This is a genomic window from Marivita sp., assembly GCF_965656765.1.
Taxonomy (GTDB): domain Bacteria; phylum Pseudomonadota; class Alphaproteobacteria; order Rhodobacterales; family Rhodobacteraceae; genus Marivita.
The window spans coordinates 1-14,724 of record NZ_CBFHLV010000023.1 but is presented as its reverse complement, the minus strand read 5'-3'; the positions used below and the strand labels follow the sequence as shown (position 1 = coordinate 14,724).

Annotated in this window: 14 protein-coding genes and 1 tRNA gene; 5 read left to right on the top strand and 10 right to left on the bottom strand. The window is 57.3% G+C overall.

The window, feature by feature from the left end; all coding sequences use genetic code 11:
• Positions 1–114: 114 nt before the first annotated feature.
• The 3 genes from ACTG4M_RS08570 to ACTG4M_RS08560 all read right to left on the bottom strand — a co-directional run bounded on the left by ACTG4M_RS08570 (position 115) and on the right by ACTG4M_RS08560 (position 4,677).
• On the bottom strand, positions 115–1,374 hold the full coding sequence (locus tag ACTG4M_RS08570; protein ID WP_439123235.1) for an NAD(P)/FAD-dependent oxidoreductase: 1,260 nt from the start codon (positions 1,372–1,374) through the stop codon (positions 115–117).
• A complete protein-coding gene (locus ACTG4M_RS08565; RefSeq protein ID WP_439123234.1) occupies positions 1,358–3,571 on the bottom strand; it encodes a TRAP transporter permease in 2,214 nt (737 codons plus the stop codon). The genes ACTG4M_RS08570 and ACTG4M_RS08565 overlap by 17 nt, the downstream gene beginning before the upstream one ends.
• A 95-nt stretch (positions 3,572–3,666) precedes the next feature.
• Complete coding sequence (locus tag ACTG4M_RS08560) at positions 3,667–4,677, bottom strand: TAXI family TRAP transporter solute-binding subunit (RefSeq protein ID WP_439123233.1); 1,011 nt, start codon at positions 4,675–4,677, stop codon at positions 3,667–3,669.
• 130 nt (positions 4,678–4,807) lie between these two features.
• Between ACTG4M_RS08560 and ACTG4M_RS08555 the strand changes: the two genes are divergently transcribed.
• Positions 4,808–5,770 (top strand): LysR family transcriptional regulator, encoded by a 963-nt coding sequence (locus tag ACTG4M_RS08555; protein ID WP_439123232.1) that lies wholly within the window; start codon positions 4,808–4,810, stop codon positions 5,768–5,770.
• Between the two features lie 229 nt (positions 5,771–5,999).
• On the opposite strand, the gene ACTG4M_RS08550 is transcribed toward ACTG4M_RS08555, so the two are convergent.
• Positions 6,000–6,089: transfer RNA gene (locus ACTG4M_RS08550), tRNA-Ser, on the bottom strand.
• 189 nt (positions 6,090–6,278) lie between these two features.
• Between ACTG4M_RS08550 and ACTG4M_RS08545 the strand changes: the two genes are divergently transcribed.
• Both ACTG4M_RS08545 and ACTG4M_RS08540 read left to right on the top strand, forming a co-directional pair.
• A complete protein-coding gene (locus ACTG4M_RS08545) occupies positions 6,279–6,761 on the top strand; it encodes a hypothetical protein (RefSeq protein ID WP_439123231.1) in 483 nt (160 codons plus the stop codon).
• A complete protein-coding gene (locus ACTG4M_RS08540) occupies positions 6,758–7,417 on the top strand; it encodes a hypothetical protein (protein WP_439123230.1) in 660 nt (219 codons plus the stop codon). Before ACTG4M_RS08545 ends, ACTG4M_RS08540 begins: the two co-directional genes overlap by 4 nt.
• 24 nt (positions 7,418–7,441) lie before the next feature.
• On the opposite strand, the gene ychF is transcribed toward ACTG4M_RS08540, so the two are convergent.
• From ychF to ppk2, 5 genes are all read right to left on the bottom strand, one after another.
• The gene (ychF, locus tag ACTG4M_RS08535) at positions 7,442–8,539 is read right to left on the bottom strand and encodes a redox-regulated ATPase YchF (protein ID WP_439123229.1); all 1,098 of its coding nucleotides are present in this window, start codon (positions 8,537–8,539) and stop codon (positions 7,442–7,444) included.
• A 36-nt stretch (positions 8,540–8,575) separates the two neighbouring features.
• On the bottom strand, positions 8,576–9,958 hold the full coding sequence (locus ACTG4M_RS08530; RefSeq protein WP_439123228.1) for an MATE family efflux transporter: 1,383 nt from the start codon (positions 9,956–9,958) through the stop codon (positions 8,576–8,578).
• Positions 9,959–10,007: 49 nt separating this feature from the next.
• Positions 10,008–10,922, bottom strand: a complete 915-nt coding sequence (locus ACTG4M_RS08525; protein WP_439123227.1) for a nickel/cobalt transporter — start codon at positions 10,920–10,922, stop codon at positions 10,008–10,010.
• Complete coding sequence (locus tag ACTG4M_RS08520; protein ID WP_439123226.1) at positions 10,901–11,542, bottom strand: DUF1007 family protein; 642 nt, start codon at positions 11,540–11,542, stop codon at positions 10,901–10,903. The genes ACTG4M_RS08525 and ACTG4M_RS08520 overlap by 22 nt, the downstream gene beginning before the upstream one ends.
• A gap of 74 nt (positions 11,543–11,616) precedes the next feature.
• Positions 11,617–12,567 carry a polyphosphate kinase 2 gene (gene ppk2 / locus ACTG4M_RS08515; RefSeq protein ID WP_439123225.1) on the bottom strand — a complete coding sequence of 317 codons (951 nt, stop codon included), beginning with the start codon at positions 12,565–12,567 and terminating at the stop codon, positions 11,617–11,619.
• Positions 12,568–12,717: 150 nt separating this feature from the next.
• Between ppk2 and trpA the strand changes: the two genes are divergently transcribed.
• Positions 12,718–13,509, top strand: coding sequence for a tryptophan synthase subunit alpha (trpA, locus tag ACTG4M_RS08510; RefSeq protein WP_439123224.1), 792 nt, complete (start codon positions 12,718–12,720; stop codon positions 13,507–13,509).
• Positions 13,502–14,299 carry a 2-keto-4-pentenoate hydratase gene (locus ACTG4M_RS08505; protein ID WP_439123223.1) on the top strand — a complete coding sequence of 266 codons (798 nt, stop codon included), beginning with the start codon at positions 13,502–13,504 and terminating at the stop codon, positions 14,297–14,299. Before trpA ends, ACTG4M_RS08505 begins: the two co-directional genes overlap by 8 nt.
• Here ACTG4M_RS08505 and ACTG4M_RS08500 read toward each other — a convergent pair.
• Positions 14,296–14,724, bottom strand: a 429-nt coding sequence (locus ACTG4M_RS08500) for a MarR family winged helix-turn-helix transcriptional regulator (protein ID WP_439123222.1), incomplete at its 5' end; no start/stop codon positions are given. The two genes, ACTG4M_RS08505 and ACTG4M_RS08500, sit on opposite strands and share 4 nt — an antisense overlap.

Sequence of the window (14,724 nt, the reverse complement as noted above, 5' to 3'; positions counted from 1 at the left end):
GAATTAGCATTCTAGGCAATCACGGAATCGCTTCGGTCAAGCTCACCCTTCCGTTAGAAACCCACGCTGAGTTCGGAATAGTACTTGGGTAAAAAGCCTGTCGTGACGTGGCCGCTAGAAACGGTTCGGATGATAGGGCGAAAGATCGAGATTAGTTTTGGCACCAGTGGCAAGATCAGCCACGATCCGCCCGGTCTTAGGCGCCATCATCAGACCCCAATGGCTGTGCCCAAACGCAGTGATCAAGTCAGGCAAACCGTCGATTTCACCAATACAAGGTAGGCTGTCCGGCAAACTGGGGCGTTGACCGGACCACGTTGAATAGGCTTCGGTGTTCAGCTTTGGTGAGAGCTTTCCAGCCAATGTCACCAAACCGGCGCTGCGCTTTTCCGAGATCGGTGCGTCCAGCCCGCCAAATTCTGCTGTGCCTGCGACCCGGACGCCGTCCTGCATCGAGGAGGCCACAAATTTCATATCCACATCCATGATCGAATGATTGAGCGCGATCCCCGGTGAGGTGAAATTCACATGATACCCGCGTTCGGCTTCCAGCGGGATATGGACGCCTAGGGGCTTCAGGAATTCCGCGGACCAGACGCCCATTGCCAAAACCAGCTTTGGCGTCGTGTGTTCGCCGAGATCGGTCACATAACGCCAACCGCCATCTTCACGCGGTGCAATACTCTGGACCTTGGCGCGTTCTATCTGGCCGCCCATTTGCAGAAACTTTTCCGATAGCACCTGACCAATGCGCCCGGGTGAAAGAGCGCGTGCTTGGCCTTTGATCACGATTGCGGATTTGAAATCTCGCGACAGATCCGGTTCCAGTTCCCTGAGCCGATCCCCATCGGCCCGTTCGAGGTCTGCTCCTGCGGCACTGCGCAATTCGTTGTCTAACGAGTCGAGCCGTGCGCCTTCAGCGTCCCGATAGGCGTGAATGTAGTAGCTGTCGCGAACAAGGTCTTCGTGTCCGGTGCCATGAAGGTGGTGCCGGTAAAGCGAGATACAATCCTGATTGAGCGTATCCATCGCGGCCGATATATCGCGCACACGGGCCTCGGTGCCATTGGCCAGAAACTTCAATCCCCAACTTGCCAGTCGCGGCAAATAACTGGGCCGGACAGAGACCGGACCGAGAGGATCAATCAACCAGCCGGGGATCTTTTTCCAGACGCCCGGCATGGCTTGCGGCACGATGGACCACGGGGAAATCACACCAGCATTGCCAAACGAGGTTTCCTGACCCGGATCGTTTTTGTCGATCAGGCGCACAGAGGCGCCCTGTTCGAGCAATGAAAGACCCGTACAGATGCCGATGATTCCGGCGCCCAGTACAGTGACGTTCGGGGCCATTGGATCAAACCGGTTGGGCATTGCGTTTGCGCAGAATCAATTGGCTGATAATCGCCGGGCTGGCAATGATCAGCGCGGCCAGATCGGCCTGTAGAGACGGTGCAATAAAGACCAGACCGGCCAATGCCATCAGCCAGCGATACACCGCTCCCATAGGCGCCAACCAATAGCCGACCACAGCCGAGGACAGGGCGATCACTCCGGCAATACAGCTGGCTGCCGTATAAGAGAATTGCCAGAGGTCAAAGCCGGTGGACGATACGAATAGTAGCACTGGCGCATAGACAAACGCCATTGGGGCCACCACCTTGCCCAATCCAAGGGTGAAGGCTGATATACCGGTTCGGAACGGGTTTGATCCCGCAATTGCTGCCGCAGCATAGGCCGACGTGCAGACCGGAGGCGTGATCTCGGCAACAACGCCGTAGTACAGTACGAACATATGGCTGGCGATGGGCGGGATATCCAATTGAGCCAAAGCCGGCTGCGCTACCGACACAAGCATGATGTAAAGCGCTGTGGTCGGCACGCCTGCACCCATCAGAATACAGGCCAGTGCAATAAATACGAGGCTAATGAACAACGTCAGGTCGGCGATTGAGAACAGCTCCCAAGTGCCAAAGGTAAAGAGCCAGTGAAGATCGGTCCCTAGGTTCGACGCCGCCTGCGTTACCATAAAACCGATACGAAAGCCGACACCCGTCGTGTTGATCACACCGATGACAATACCCACTGCGGCTGACGCAGCCCCTACGGCCAGCGCATATTTGACGCCGGTTTCGAACGTGTCTGCCATTTCCGTCAGAGTGGTGCGTTTCTGCGGATTGAACGTCGCAATCCCGGCCCCTGCGATCAAGATCGCGGACATCGTCAGATCAAACCCGCCGCCTGTGAATTTCCAGACCACAAAGGCGATGAACGCGGCGGAATAGACCAAGGTGATGGGTTCCTTGATCCGTGACATGCCAGCAATAATCGCGAGCGAGATACCGCAAAACGCAGACATATAGGGTGTGTAGCCAGAAAAAAGCACAACCAGCAGCCCAATCAACGGGACGATATTGGCCCAGCCATGGCTCCAGACTGCCTTGAGTTTCGGCAACTTGTCATCAGAAAGGCCCTGCAGGTTCAAACGGCGCGCCATGAGGTGAACGACTGCGAAAACGCCGACATAGTGCAGGAATGCCGGGAAGATCGCAGCGATCACGATGGTGGTGTAGGGACGCTCCAGAAACTCGGCCATGATAAAGGCCGCAGCGCCCATAATGGGTGGTGTGATCTGCCCGCCAGCCGAGGCTGCGGCTTCGACGCCGCCCGCGAAATGCCCCGGATAGCCAAGGCGTTTCATGTTCGGAATTGTCAATGCCCCAGTAGACACGGTGTTGGCAACGGAGGACCCCGAAATCGTGCCGAAAAATGCTGAAGACACGACGGATACCTTGGCCGGACCGCCAGTATAGCGCCCGGCAAGGATAGTTGCGTTGTCGATGAACAACTGCCCCAACCCTGTGCGTTGGGCGATGACCCCGAACAGGACAAAGTGAAAGACGATGGTCGACACAACCCAAAGCGTGACGCCGAAGATACCCTCTGCCGGGAAATACATCGAACTCACGAAGGTTTTGAAATTCACGCCAGGATGCTGGAGAAGCCCGGGAAAGACCGGACCAAAGAGCGCATAAGAGATAAACACGCAGATGATCAGCGGCAAAATCCACCCAAGAGTGCGGCGCGCGATGTCCAGAACCAACAAAATGAGGATACAGCCGAACACCATGTCATAGGTGTTCGGATTGCCCATTCGGAACGTCTGTTCCTCGATCCCAAGCCATTCAATGCCACGCCAGGCAAGCCCGAGATAAAGCGCGGCCGAGGTGCCGAGGACCATCAGAAGAATGTCGATCAGCGGCACACCCCCAATCCGAAGCGGGCTGTGTTGCAGGTCAAACGCGGATGCGGTTTTGAACATCGGGAAAAGGGCGTAGGTCAGGATGAACAATCCGGACAGGTGCCAGCCCATGTGCCAGAAATCTGTCGGCAGCGCGAAACCCGCCGTCAGGTAGTGGTACATTGCAAAAGTAAGCGCCACATAGCGCAGGAACTTGCCGAAACCGGGTGAGACCTGCCGCGTAGCCGCGCCTTCGTCATACTTTCTCTCGATGCCAGCAAGGTCTTCGGCAGACAAATCGCGCGGCTCTTGCTCGGCTGAGTGTGTCATTGCCGGTCCTTTCGCAACGTGATGAATGTATCAAAATGAGAGGCGGCCGACAGGACGTGTCGGCCGCCGATCTGCATCAGCCAGAAGCCGCGCAATTATTCAAGAAGGCCAGCTTCCTTGTAGAACTTCTCGGCACCGGGGTGCAGCGGCACACCCAGCGACATGACACCGTCAAGCGCGGTATCTGGTGTTATCTGCTTTCCTTTGGCGTGCCCATTGTCCAGCAGCTTGCGTGTGTTGTCGTTCCATAATGCTGACGTGATGCCATACACCAAATCATCGCTCAGGTCAGAGGACACAACCAACAACGCCGAGACCGCAGGTGTGCTGACGTCATAGTCCACGCCTTCATAAACGCCCGCCGGGATAGTTGATGGGATATAAGCCGGAACCGCCTCATTGATGGTGGCAAGGTCTTCGTCTGTGAAGCTGTGCAGTTCCATGCCCTTTGTCGTGGCAAGTTGCACCATCGCCGAAACTGGCCAGCCTGCTGCGTAGAAATAGGCGTCAATCTGACCATCTGCCAGACGTTCGGCGGACTGGCTGTTGTTCAATTCGGCTTCGTCGATGTTGTCACGGTTGATGCCCCACTTCTCAAGCATCTGAAGCACGGCAACCTGCGTGCCAGACCCTGCCTGCGCGATGCCGACGCGCTTGCCTTCGAGATCGGCCAGGCTTGCGATGGATTCGCCTTCTGGCAGAACAAGATGCAGGTCTTCGGGATAGAGATTAGCAACGATCCGCAGTTTTTCATGCGACTTGCCATCGAATTTACCTTCGCCAAGATACATAGACCGGGTCACGTCAGCCGCCGCCATTCCGGCCTCAAGCTCTCCGTTCTGGACGGCTGTGTTGTTAAACACCGACGCGGTTGTGGATTGTGCAATCGCGATCAGGCCGGGTACGCCGCACTGACCACCTTCGTCACACGGGCGCGATCCGGGAGGCGCGGAAATACCGTTGGCGATCGTTCCGCCGATGGGGAAGTAAGTCCCGCCAGCAGAACCGGTGCCAATCCGAAAAAACGTCGGATCCTGCGCCGCTGCGACGCCTGCAGTCAGCGTTGTTGCAATCGCCGCCGCAGTAAGTTGTGTAAAAAGTCCCATTTTTTCTCCCTGAATATAGCATCGCACGACTCTCGGATTGCGCGATGCAGTTATGGACTAACGCGATCTGACGGTATGTTTCAGATAAAATCAAATTTGAAATTTATTTATTAACCAAAATTCCTCTTATATGCTGATCTGCATGAATTTGCAGCAACTCGCAGTCTTTCGGGAAATCATGAACACTGGCTCGGTCAGTGCGGCCGCACGTAACCTGAACCGGACCCAACCTGCGGTCAGCGCGTCTCTCAAAGCGCTAGAGGCATCATTGGGTATGGACTTATTCCAGCGCGAAGGGCGACGCCTGATTGCTGTTCCTGAGGCACGCTACCTGTTGTCCGAGACCTCGGAAATACTGGATCGGCTGACCGCTACGCGTTCGAATTTGGAAGGCATGCGCAACCGCGTTCGCGGGTCTTTGCGTATTGTTGCCATGCCTGGGCCATCAGCCTATCTCATGCCCGATTTCGTGAGCCGGTTCAGTAGAGGCGCGCCAGATGTGCGCATCACACTATCGACCCGCAGTTCACCACAAATTCTAAACCTGGTCGCAGCACAAAGCTTTGACATAGGATTTTGCGATCTGGGTCTGACGGACGTCATTACCGAAAACCTGCCAGACGAGCTGTTCAAGATGTTGCGCATCACCAGTGACTGCCTTTGCGCAGTACCCCGGCATCACCCACTAGCCGCCTATTCCAGCATCACCGCCGCTGATCTGGATGGGCAGCCAATGGGCACACTGCAACTGGGGCATGCAACGGTGACTGACACACAAAATGCTTTTGACGAAGCTGGTGCGCGGTTCAACGTAAGGGTCGATGCTCAGTATTTCTTGCCGCTCTTCAACTTCGTCGAGGCCGAGCAAATCTGCGCGATAGTCGATCCGCTGAGCGCAAAAAGCTACTTGCTCCAAAAGGGGCAAGCGCCGGGTATCAAGTTTGTGAAATTCGAACCGGCCGTTCCGTTTGGATACGCGCTGGTCACGCCCTTGCGACGTCCTCCCTCGCTTTTGGCCAAAACCTTTGCTGAAGAGTGGTTGAGTTATGTCCGGAATATAGTCGATAGTTCTCTTGGAATCTGCGCCCAATAAAAACCATACGTGTATCCCATCGGCACTAAGCAATGTCTGATATCAGCACCTATCGGACAGATTTGATGATGTGAACAACTAAGGATTTCAGGTTCACCGTCGCTTTTCAGGAGCCAAAATGAACAAGCAGCATCGTCAATCAAACAACCAAAGCAGACACCGCATTCAGCGCAAAACGCCAAATTCCGCTTACTATCAGTTTGTTATTAGGTAGCGATGTTGAGGAAAATGGCGGAGACGAAGGGATTCGAACCCTCGAGACCCTTCCGGGCCTACTCCCTTAGCAGGGGAGCGCCTTCGACCACTCGGCCACGTCTCCGTGGACCCGTTTAAGGAAGCGGGCACGCGGGGACAAGGCCAAATCACACATGATCGATGACAAATTCCGTCTAAAAAGCATGCTTGCTTTGACGCATCCGGCAAATGAGCCGCGTCTTTTCTTTGCACGGGGCAGCAATCGGGCTAACGTACACGCTATGTCTGCCGCACAGACGAGGGAGCGACCGTTGTGACGCCAATCACCCAAGCCGCTGCCATTGCCTGCATCACCCTTGGAACAGGGGCCGCTGCCGCGTCGGTCATGAACGAGGATATCCCGGACATGACAGTGCCCGAGCACGCGTGGACACAGGGCAACGAACTGAATGACGCAGCCTTTTTCATTCAGGCCGTGCTCGACAATGGCGCCGAAGGGGAAACCGATACGCTGGTCTTCAAAGACGGGGCGTTCATGTCGATGGATTGTCAGAAATACTGTGACTTCGGATTTTCCGATTACCACACGTGGGTCGCAGGGGACGTGATCCATTTCACCACCGTCGCCACCTGCCCCACGGCGCCCCACAGGGTGGTGTGGTACGGGAACGTCGCCGATGGCGAGATGACGGTTCAAATGAGTTGGACAACCCGTCGCTGGTACTGGACACATCAGATCACCGGCGTTGCCCGTGGGGCGCGTTTGCCTGCCGACGCAAGCTCTGTGCCCGGGTGAGAAATGAGACGCAGGTCGGGCTGCCCCCCAAAACGATCATTCTGCGCGTCGCCGGTTTACTGATCATTGTTATTCTGGCTACGTGGGGCGCGCATCTTTTGAAAGATGCGTTGAACCTCACGATCATGCCCAGCAACGAAAAACAGGTGCATCGTTTGCTGATGCTCGGCTCTGTCGCATATATCGGCTTGCTGGCATTGCCATTTGTGCCGGGCGCGGAAATCGGGATCGCGATGCTGACCGTCTTTGGCGCCGCAATCGCGCCACTGGTTTATGCTGCAACGGTGCTTGCAATGATGGTGTCTTACCTTCTTGGGCGGCTCTTGCCGGGAACAACACTGATGTGGATTCTGTCTCTTCTTCGGATGCGCAAAGCAGCAGATTTGATCGGACGCGCCGCGGCTCTGCCTCCGAAAGACCGGTTGGGTCTTTTGATGGACGGATCACCGCCCAGGACTGTTACGTTCGCCTTGCGGCACCGCTACATCGCTTTGGCTTTGCTGGTCAACACGCCCGGCAATGCCGTGCTCGGCGGCGGTGGCGGCATCATGATGATGGCCGGAATGAGCGGCATCTTCGCTCCGGTCCAGACGTTTATCGCGATAGCTGTCGCCGTGTCGCCCGTGCCGATTGCGGTTCTTTTGTTCGGGTTTTAACCCCGGGCGATACCTCGGTACAGCTTATGTGTTGAACAAGAAGTGCAAGACGTCGCCATCCTTGACCACGTACGCCTTGCCCTCGGCACGCATCTTGCCAGCCTCTTTAGCAGGGTTTTCACCACCCAGAGTCACGTAGTCGTCGAAAGCGATGGTTTCGGCGCGGATGAAGCCTTTTTCAAAATCACCGTGGATCACGCCCGCGGCTTGCGGGGCTGCGGTGCCTTTGGTGATGGTCCAGGCGCGGGCTTCTTTTGGGCCGACAGTGAAATAGGTTTCTAACTGCAAGAGTTCGTATCCAGCGCGGATCACACGGTCGAGGCCCGGTTCGTCGAGGCCCATTTCCGACAGGAATTCCTGCGCTTCTTCATCGTCCAGCTGGCTGATCTCTTCTTCGATCTGGGCCGAGATAACCACATGGCTGTTGCCCTGCCCTGCGGCCATCTCGCCGACTGCGTTGGACATGGTGTTGCCGTCGGCTGCGTCTGATTCAGAGACGTTGCAGACGTAAAGCACCGGCTTGGTGGTCAACAGTTGCAGCATGTCCCATGCCTTGGCGTCTTCGGCATCGACGTCAACCGTGCGGGCAGGTTTGCCCTCTTCCAATGCGGCCAATGCGGCGCGCATCAGGCGTTCCTGCTGCACCGCGTCCTTGTCACCGCCGCGCACCTTGCGGACAATGTTCTGCAGGCGTTTCTCAAGGCTCTCGATATCCGCCAGCATCAATTCGGTTTCAATCGTTTCGGCGTCAGCCACCGGATCGACGCGGCCATCCACATGCACCACATCACCGTCTTCAAAGCAGCGCAGCACGTGGGCGATGGCGTCCACTTCGCGGATGTTCGCAAGAAACTGGTTGCCCAAGCCCTCGCCTTTTGAGGCACCTTTGACCAGGCCGGCAATATCGACAAAGGTGATCCGCGTCGGGATGATCTGTTTGGACTTCGCGATGTCGGCCAATTTGTCGAGCCGGTCATCCGGAACCGCGACATCGCCGACATTGGGCTCAATCGTGCAGAACGGAAAGTTCGCCGCCTGCGCCGCAGCCGTCTTGGTGAGCGCGTTGAAGAGGGTTGATTTGCCCACGTTCGGCAAACCCACGATTCCCACCTTGAAGCCCATGTCGATCTCTCCTGATCTTACAAATTTGCGCCGCTTCTAAGCGTTGGCAGCTGGGGCCGCAAGGCGGCTGAGAGTGGGCATCATGCGCAGCCAGAACCGGTGGTTCAAAAGCACTGCGGCTCCGGCCAGGCCCAACACCAGCCCAAGCCATATACCAACCGCACCCCAACCCGTCACAAAGCCCAGCACATAGGCGGCGGGCAGGCCGATACCGAAATAGGAAATGGCGGCTAGAACCATTGGCATGCCAGCGTCCTGCACCCCACGCAACAGGCCCAGCGCGATCACTTGCGCGCCATCGACCAACTGGAAAATGGCGGCAAGGATCAATAGAGTGATGCCCAATGTGATGATCTCGGACCGGGCCGGATCGTCAGGATCGAGGAAGGCTGCAATCAACGGCTCTGGCAGGCCGACGAACAATAGAATGGTCATTAGCGCGACAAAGGCCGACAGCGCGAGAGCGACCAGACCACCCCGTGCCATGTGCGGCCAATCTTTGCGGCCGAACGCGTTGCCCGCGCGCACCGTCGCGGCGTTGGACAGGCCCAGATGCAACATGAATGTCATCGATGCCAATTGCAGCGCGATCCCATGTGCCGCAAGCGGGACCGTGCCCAGCCAGCCCATCATGATGGCCGACGCGGCAAAGAGCACGGTTTCCGAAAGCGACGTCAAACCAATAGGAACCCCCAGCCGAAAAACCCGCACGAACATTTCATTGTCAGGCTTCCAAAGCCTTTGGAACAGGCTGTGTTCGCGCACTAAGGCCAAAATGTAGGCGACGATCACCATGACTGAAAACACATGTGTGCTCAGCGACGCAATGGCCGCACCTTGCAGGCCCAGTTCAGGAAATCCGAAATTGCCAAAGATCAGTGCGAAATTTGCCAGCGCATTATACGGCACGGCAACCACCGTAACCCAGAAAACCACCTGTGTTTTCTCAAGAGCGGCCAGATAGCTTTTGAGCGTCATCGTCACCAGCGCGGGCAATAGCCCGAAGGCCAGCACCCGCAGGTAGACCTGCGCCTCAGCAGCGATTGCCGGAGTTTGGCCCAAGATCAGCAACACCGCCTCGGACCACCACAACAGTGGGAACATGACGACACAAAAAAGTGCCGATAACCAAAGGCCCATGCGGGTCGAACGGCGAACGCTCTGGTCGTCGCCCTCGGCCGCATAAGACGCCACCATCGGCATCACCGCCCATGCAAAGCCGCAGCCAAAAAGGAACAGCGAAAAAAACAGCGTATTGGCCAGTGTCACCGTCGCCAAGGCTTCGGCCCCATACCAGCCGACCATCACCGTATCGGTCAGGCCAATAGCCATCTGCGCCATGTGGCCGCCAACGAGGGGCAATCCCAACACAAAAATAGCCCTGACATGGGCTGGGTATGACATCTGTGCCGTTTGCATATCGGGTGCGTTAGACCTGCCCTGCCAGCGGGGCAAGAGTTTTGTCAGGTCACAAGGCGCGGATCAGGAACTGTGCGGCAAGAATGGCAATGATCAGCCCTGCGCCGGTTTCGATAACGCCAGCGATGCGGGCGGTATGGGGCCCTTCGGCAAAGCGCGCCAACATACCTTCACGGAACGTCACAGAGCCGATGGCAGCAGCAAGCGTAACTGTGGCAGTGCCCAGCCCCATTGCGAAGGTGCCAAGAATTCCGGCAAGGTCGATCCCCATGCTGACCGCCAAGATCAAAAGAAACAGCGCGCCCGTACAGGGGCGGATTGCGATGGCCCCGATCAGGACCAGTGCATCGCGCATCGAATGAACGTTGTCCGCCTGTTCCGGGGTTGGCGCGTGGGCATGACCGCAAGTGCTGCACACGCCATCTTCGCCATGGTGGTGATCATGGTCGTGATGGTCGTGATCGACGGCACGCTCACGCCAAAGCCGTCTTGCGCCGCGCAGTGCCAGCCATGCGCCGATGGCAAAGATGGCAGCATAGCTGAAGGGTGCGAACCAGTCTTCGGCGGCTCCGACCATCGCTTCACGACCAAGGCCGAGGATCCACACACCCGCATAAACCACAAAAATCGCTGTCGCTGCCTGTGCAAGGCTCGACAAGACGGCGAGCAACGACAAACGTGTCAGAGCTACACGCTCTGCCACGCCGTATCCTGCAATCAGCACTTTGCCGTGCCCAGGCCCGACCGCGTGGAAAAACCCATACCCAAAACAGACCGCCATGAGAGTGAAGATCGCACCCGGTTCTTCGGCGCGCAACGCACGCAGGCCCCGTGCCATGCCGCTTTGCGCGGCGCGTTGGCCCTCCGCGGCCCAGCGTTCAAGCAATTGTGCCCCGTCAAAGCCCCAAAGCCAGACGGCCAGAGCAACAACGGCAAGAGCTGCTAGTTGGAGGCCGGTGCGCATGAGATCGTAATCGAATCTGAGAAATGAATGCCGACGCGCATCTCGTTAAAGACATCCTCCATCGACCCGCCGTTCAGTTCTTTGTCAACAGCGGCCTGCGCTGCCGCCTGATCTGGATCGGACACTTTAGCGGTGCAGCCCGGATCGGTCAGCGTCACGCCTTGGGACACATCATATGCGACATAGTAGGTCGGATCATATTGCAGAATCTCGACTGCCTCGATCGGCACGGGTGGGATCTCGCGAAAATGGGTTGCAGTGATAAACCCGTCCTCTACCGCGATGCCGATGGGGCGGGGGCGTGGCATTTCGATCTTTTCGCCATTGGAATAAACGTACAGGTCGCCCTCAAAACCTTCGGGCCATTCCACAAGATCAAACCCGAACAGCGTCTCCAATTCCGCGTCAGTCAAGACACCGTCACCATCGGAATCGAGCCCGTAATCTTCCAGAATGAGCAGGGTGAAAAAGTCATCATAGACCCATGTCACCGTCACGCCCGTGACCTCTCGGTCGTCATTGACTTCGAACCGCAATGCCGTTTCGACAAAGATGTGCGGATGTGCGCCAAGTGGGGCAGCGATCAATCCAAGTGCAAGGGCGCAAAGAGCGTGTTTCATAGACACCGGAGGTAAGTCCCCCCGGCGTCTAAAGCAAGGTTTCCTGGTTGGTTGTGGCGTAGAATTGCCAGCGCCTATGCGCGCGACTTGCGCGCTTCGGGATGCAGCGATGTGCCAAGGATGTGTTCAGAGCGGTGAACAACATGCCCAGCGCCACCTGTGATCAACGGATCAGGTGGTGTGGCGACGTCATAATCCTTGCCCGGATAGTCCAGCGTCGACAGGAAATGCTTCATGCAGTTCAGGCGCGCGCGTTTCTTGTCGTCGGATTTGACGATCGTCCATGGCGCGTCGGCGGTGTCGGTGTAAAAGAACATCGCCTCTTTCGCCTCGGTATAGTCGTCCCACTTGTTAAGGCTCGCCTTGTCGATGGGTGACAGCTTCCACTGTTTTAGCGGATCGGTCTCGCGGCTGGCAAAGCGGCGCTTTTGTTCCGCTTGGGTCACCGAGAACCAATATTTGTAAAGCCGGATACCCGACCGCGTCAGCATGCGTTCAAAATCCGGGGTCTGGCGCATAAACTCAAGGTATTCACCCGGCTCACAAAAACCCATCACGCGCTCAACCCCGGCGCGGTTGTACCAGGACCTGTCATACAAAACGATCTCACCGGCGGTCGGCAAATGTTCGATATAGCGTTGGTAGTACCATTGCCCGCGTTCGACATCTGTTGGCTTGTTCAACGCAACCACACGCGCGGTGCGTGGATTGAGGTGTTCGGTGAACCGCTTGATCGTGCCGCCTTTCCCAGCCGCATCGCGGCCTTCGAAGATCATCACGAATTTCTGGCCTGTCTCCTGCGCCCACAGCTGCACCTTCAGCAATTCGGCTTGAAGCGCGGCTTTCTCGGCCTCGTATTCGCCCCGCCCCAATTTGGTCGTGTAGGGATATTCACCGGTTTCAAAAGCGCGGCGCACCTCTTCGGCGGTGGTGGCTTTCGAGGTCCGGGTGGCCAGATCATCCAGACCGCCATCGCCCTTGGCTTTGGTTTTGGCCTTGTTCGGCGCGTCAACAGTTGCGGTCATGCGGTGCTCCCCTACGGCTTGTGAATTGCGGTGACTCTAACAGGATTGGAAAAAGGTCTCTTTGACACGCATCAAAAACAGCGGCCCCTGCCCCATTGATTTTCCTGCCCAACTCCGGCAATCGGTTGCGACCACGTATTGGAGACGACCATGACCCGTATCGACGCCAAATTCGCAGAGCTGCACAAAGCCGGAAAAAAGGCCTTTGTGTCTTATGTTATGGCGGGCGACCCTGACTTCGAAACGTCGCTGGAACTGGTCAAGGGTCTGCCAGCTGCGGGTGTCGATGTGATCGAGTTGGGCCTGCCCTTTACCGATCCAATGGCGGATGGCAGCACAATCCAGTTGGCCGGTCAGCGCGCCCTCGAAGGTGGCATGACGCTGGACCGCACGCTGGAATTGGCGCGCAAATTTCGCGAAGGCGACGATACCACACCAATTGTAATGATGGGGTATTACAATCCAATCTATTCGCGCGGTGTCGACCTGTTCCTGACCCAAGCCAAAGAGGCGGGTATCGACGGTTTGATCATCGTGGATCTGCCGCCCGAGGAAGACGACGAACTGTGCATCCCCGCGCAGGCGGCAGGGCTGAACTTTATCCGTCTCGCCACGCCCACCACCGACGACAAGCGCTTGCCCAAGGTTCTTCAGAACACATCCGGTTTCGTTTATTACGTGTCGATCACCGGCATCACCGGAGCCGCGGAGGCGCAAGCAACAGACGTTGGTCCCGAAGTGGCGCGGATCAAATCACAGACCGACCTGCCCGTGATCGTCGGTTTCGGCATTAAGACACCCGACGCGTCCGAGGCGATTGCCAGCGTCGCTGACGGCTGTGTGGTTGGGTCAGCCATCGTGGCGGAACTGGCAAGTGGCAAACCAGTGAACGAAGTTCTGGCCTTCGTAAAATCCCTTGCCGACGGCGCGCACCGTGCCTGAGTTTTGCGCCGCTGACACGCTTTATGCGGCGTTTCACGGCAATATGCAGGTGCCCCCCTTGACCGAAAAGATGCCCGATCTGACTTTGGATCAGGGCTATAAGATCGCATCCGAAATTCACGCCCGGCGTCTGGCGAAAGGCGAGGTTGTCGCTGGCCGCAAAATTGGCTTCACCAACCGCACCATCTGGCCGATCTACAACGTCGACGCGCCGGTCTGGGGCTGGATGTATGACAGCGGCGTGCACGACATCACCAGCGACGGTGTGATCACGTTGCCCTTATTGCCCGAACCCCGGATTGAGCCGGAAATCGTGTTTGGGTTCAAGGCCATCCCTTCCCCCGAGATGGACCTGACTGCACTGGCGGGCTGCATCGACTGGGTGGCCCATGGGCTTGAGATCGTGACCTCACTCTACCCCGCATGGCGCTTCACCGCGCCTGACGCGGTGGCTGCAGTCGCCATGCATGGCGCACTTTGGGTCGGGCCGCGTCTGGCACCGACAGCGGACCGGCTTGAGGCACTGACCACATGCGGCATCACGTTATCCGGGCCAGACGAAGTGGCGATTGGTCACGGTGTCGATGTGCTCGGTGGACCTCTGATGGCATTGCAGCACTTGGTCAGTCAGATCGATCGGATGCCCGGCGCGGAACCGATCCAGCCCGGCGAAGTGGTAACGACAGGTACTCTGACAGATGCCCGTCCCATCGCGCCCGGTGAGACGTGGTCGACCGAATTCGACACGCCATTGCTCAGCGGTTTGTCGGTGACGTTCAAAGCAGGTTAATCGCGCTGGGTGTCCAGCCTTTTGCGCAGATGTCCCAACTCCGAAATAAGCATCGACAGCGTATCACCGTCGAAAATATCAGAGATTTCCGCAACATCCGGCGCAAGGCTTGCAATCGCAGTCTCGCGGAACGCGCGGCCTTGGTCGGTGAGCCAAACCTGTTTGCTCCGGGCGTCATCCGGGTTGGTGCGCATCTGGACGAATCCGTGTTTTTCCAAACCGGCCAGCGTGTGCGTCATGCTGGTTTTAGGCACCTGAAACGCGCGGGCCAATTGCAACGGCGTCTGTCCATCCTTGACCCTGATCAAATGATTGATGACGCTGAAATGCGGCAGCACCAAACCGTCGGGCAATCGCGCCTCGAACATGGCGCGGCTGAGTTGGCTGATGATGCCGATTTCGTTGAACAACTGGAAATACGCCCC

Coding starts and splice junctions, on each gene's coding strand:
- ACTG4M_RS08570 (WP_439123235.1), bottom strand. CDS start 1,374: ATGCCCAACCGGTTTGATCCAATGGCCCCGAACGTCACTGTACTGGGC.
- ACTG4M_RS08565 (WP_439123234.1), bottom strand. CDS start 3,571: ATGACACACTCAGCCGAGCAAGAGCCGCGCGATTTGTCTGCCGAAGAC.
- ACTG4M_RS08560 (WP_439123233.1), bottom strand. CDS start 4,677: ATGGGACTTTTTACACAACTTACTGCGGCGGCGATTGCAACAACGCTG.
- ACTG4M_RS08555 (WP_439123232.1), top strand. CDS start 4,808: ATGCTGATCTGCATGAATTTGCAGCAACTCGCAGTCTTTCGGGAAATC.
- ychF (WP_439123229.1), bottom strand. CDS start 8,539: ATGGGCTTCAAGGTGGGAATCGTGGGTTTGCCGAACGTGGGCAAATCA.
- ACTG4M_RS08530 (WP_439123228.1), bottom strand. CDS start 9,958: ATGCAAACGGCACAGATGTCATACCCAGCCCATGTCAGGGCTATTTTT.
- ACTG4M_RS08525 (WP_439123227.1), bottom strand. CDS start 10,922: ATGCGCACCGGCCTCCAACTAGCAGCTCTTGCCGTTGTTGCTCTGGCC.
- ACTG4M_RS08520 (WP_439123226.1), bottom strand. CDS start 11,542: ATGAAACACGCTCTTTGCGCCCTTGCACTTGGATTGATCGCTGCCCCA.
- ppk2 (WP_439123225.1), bottom strand. CDS start 12,567: ATGACCGCAACTGTTGACGCGCCGAACAAGGCCAAAACCAAAGCCAAG.
- trpA (WP_439123224.1), top strand. CDS start 12,718: ATGACCCGTATCGACGCCAAATTCGCAGAGCTGCACAAAGCCGGAAAA.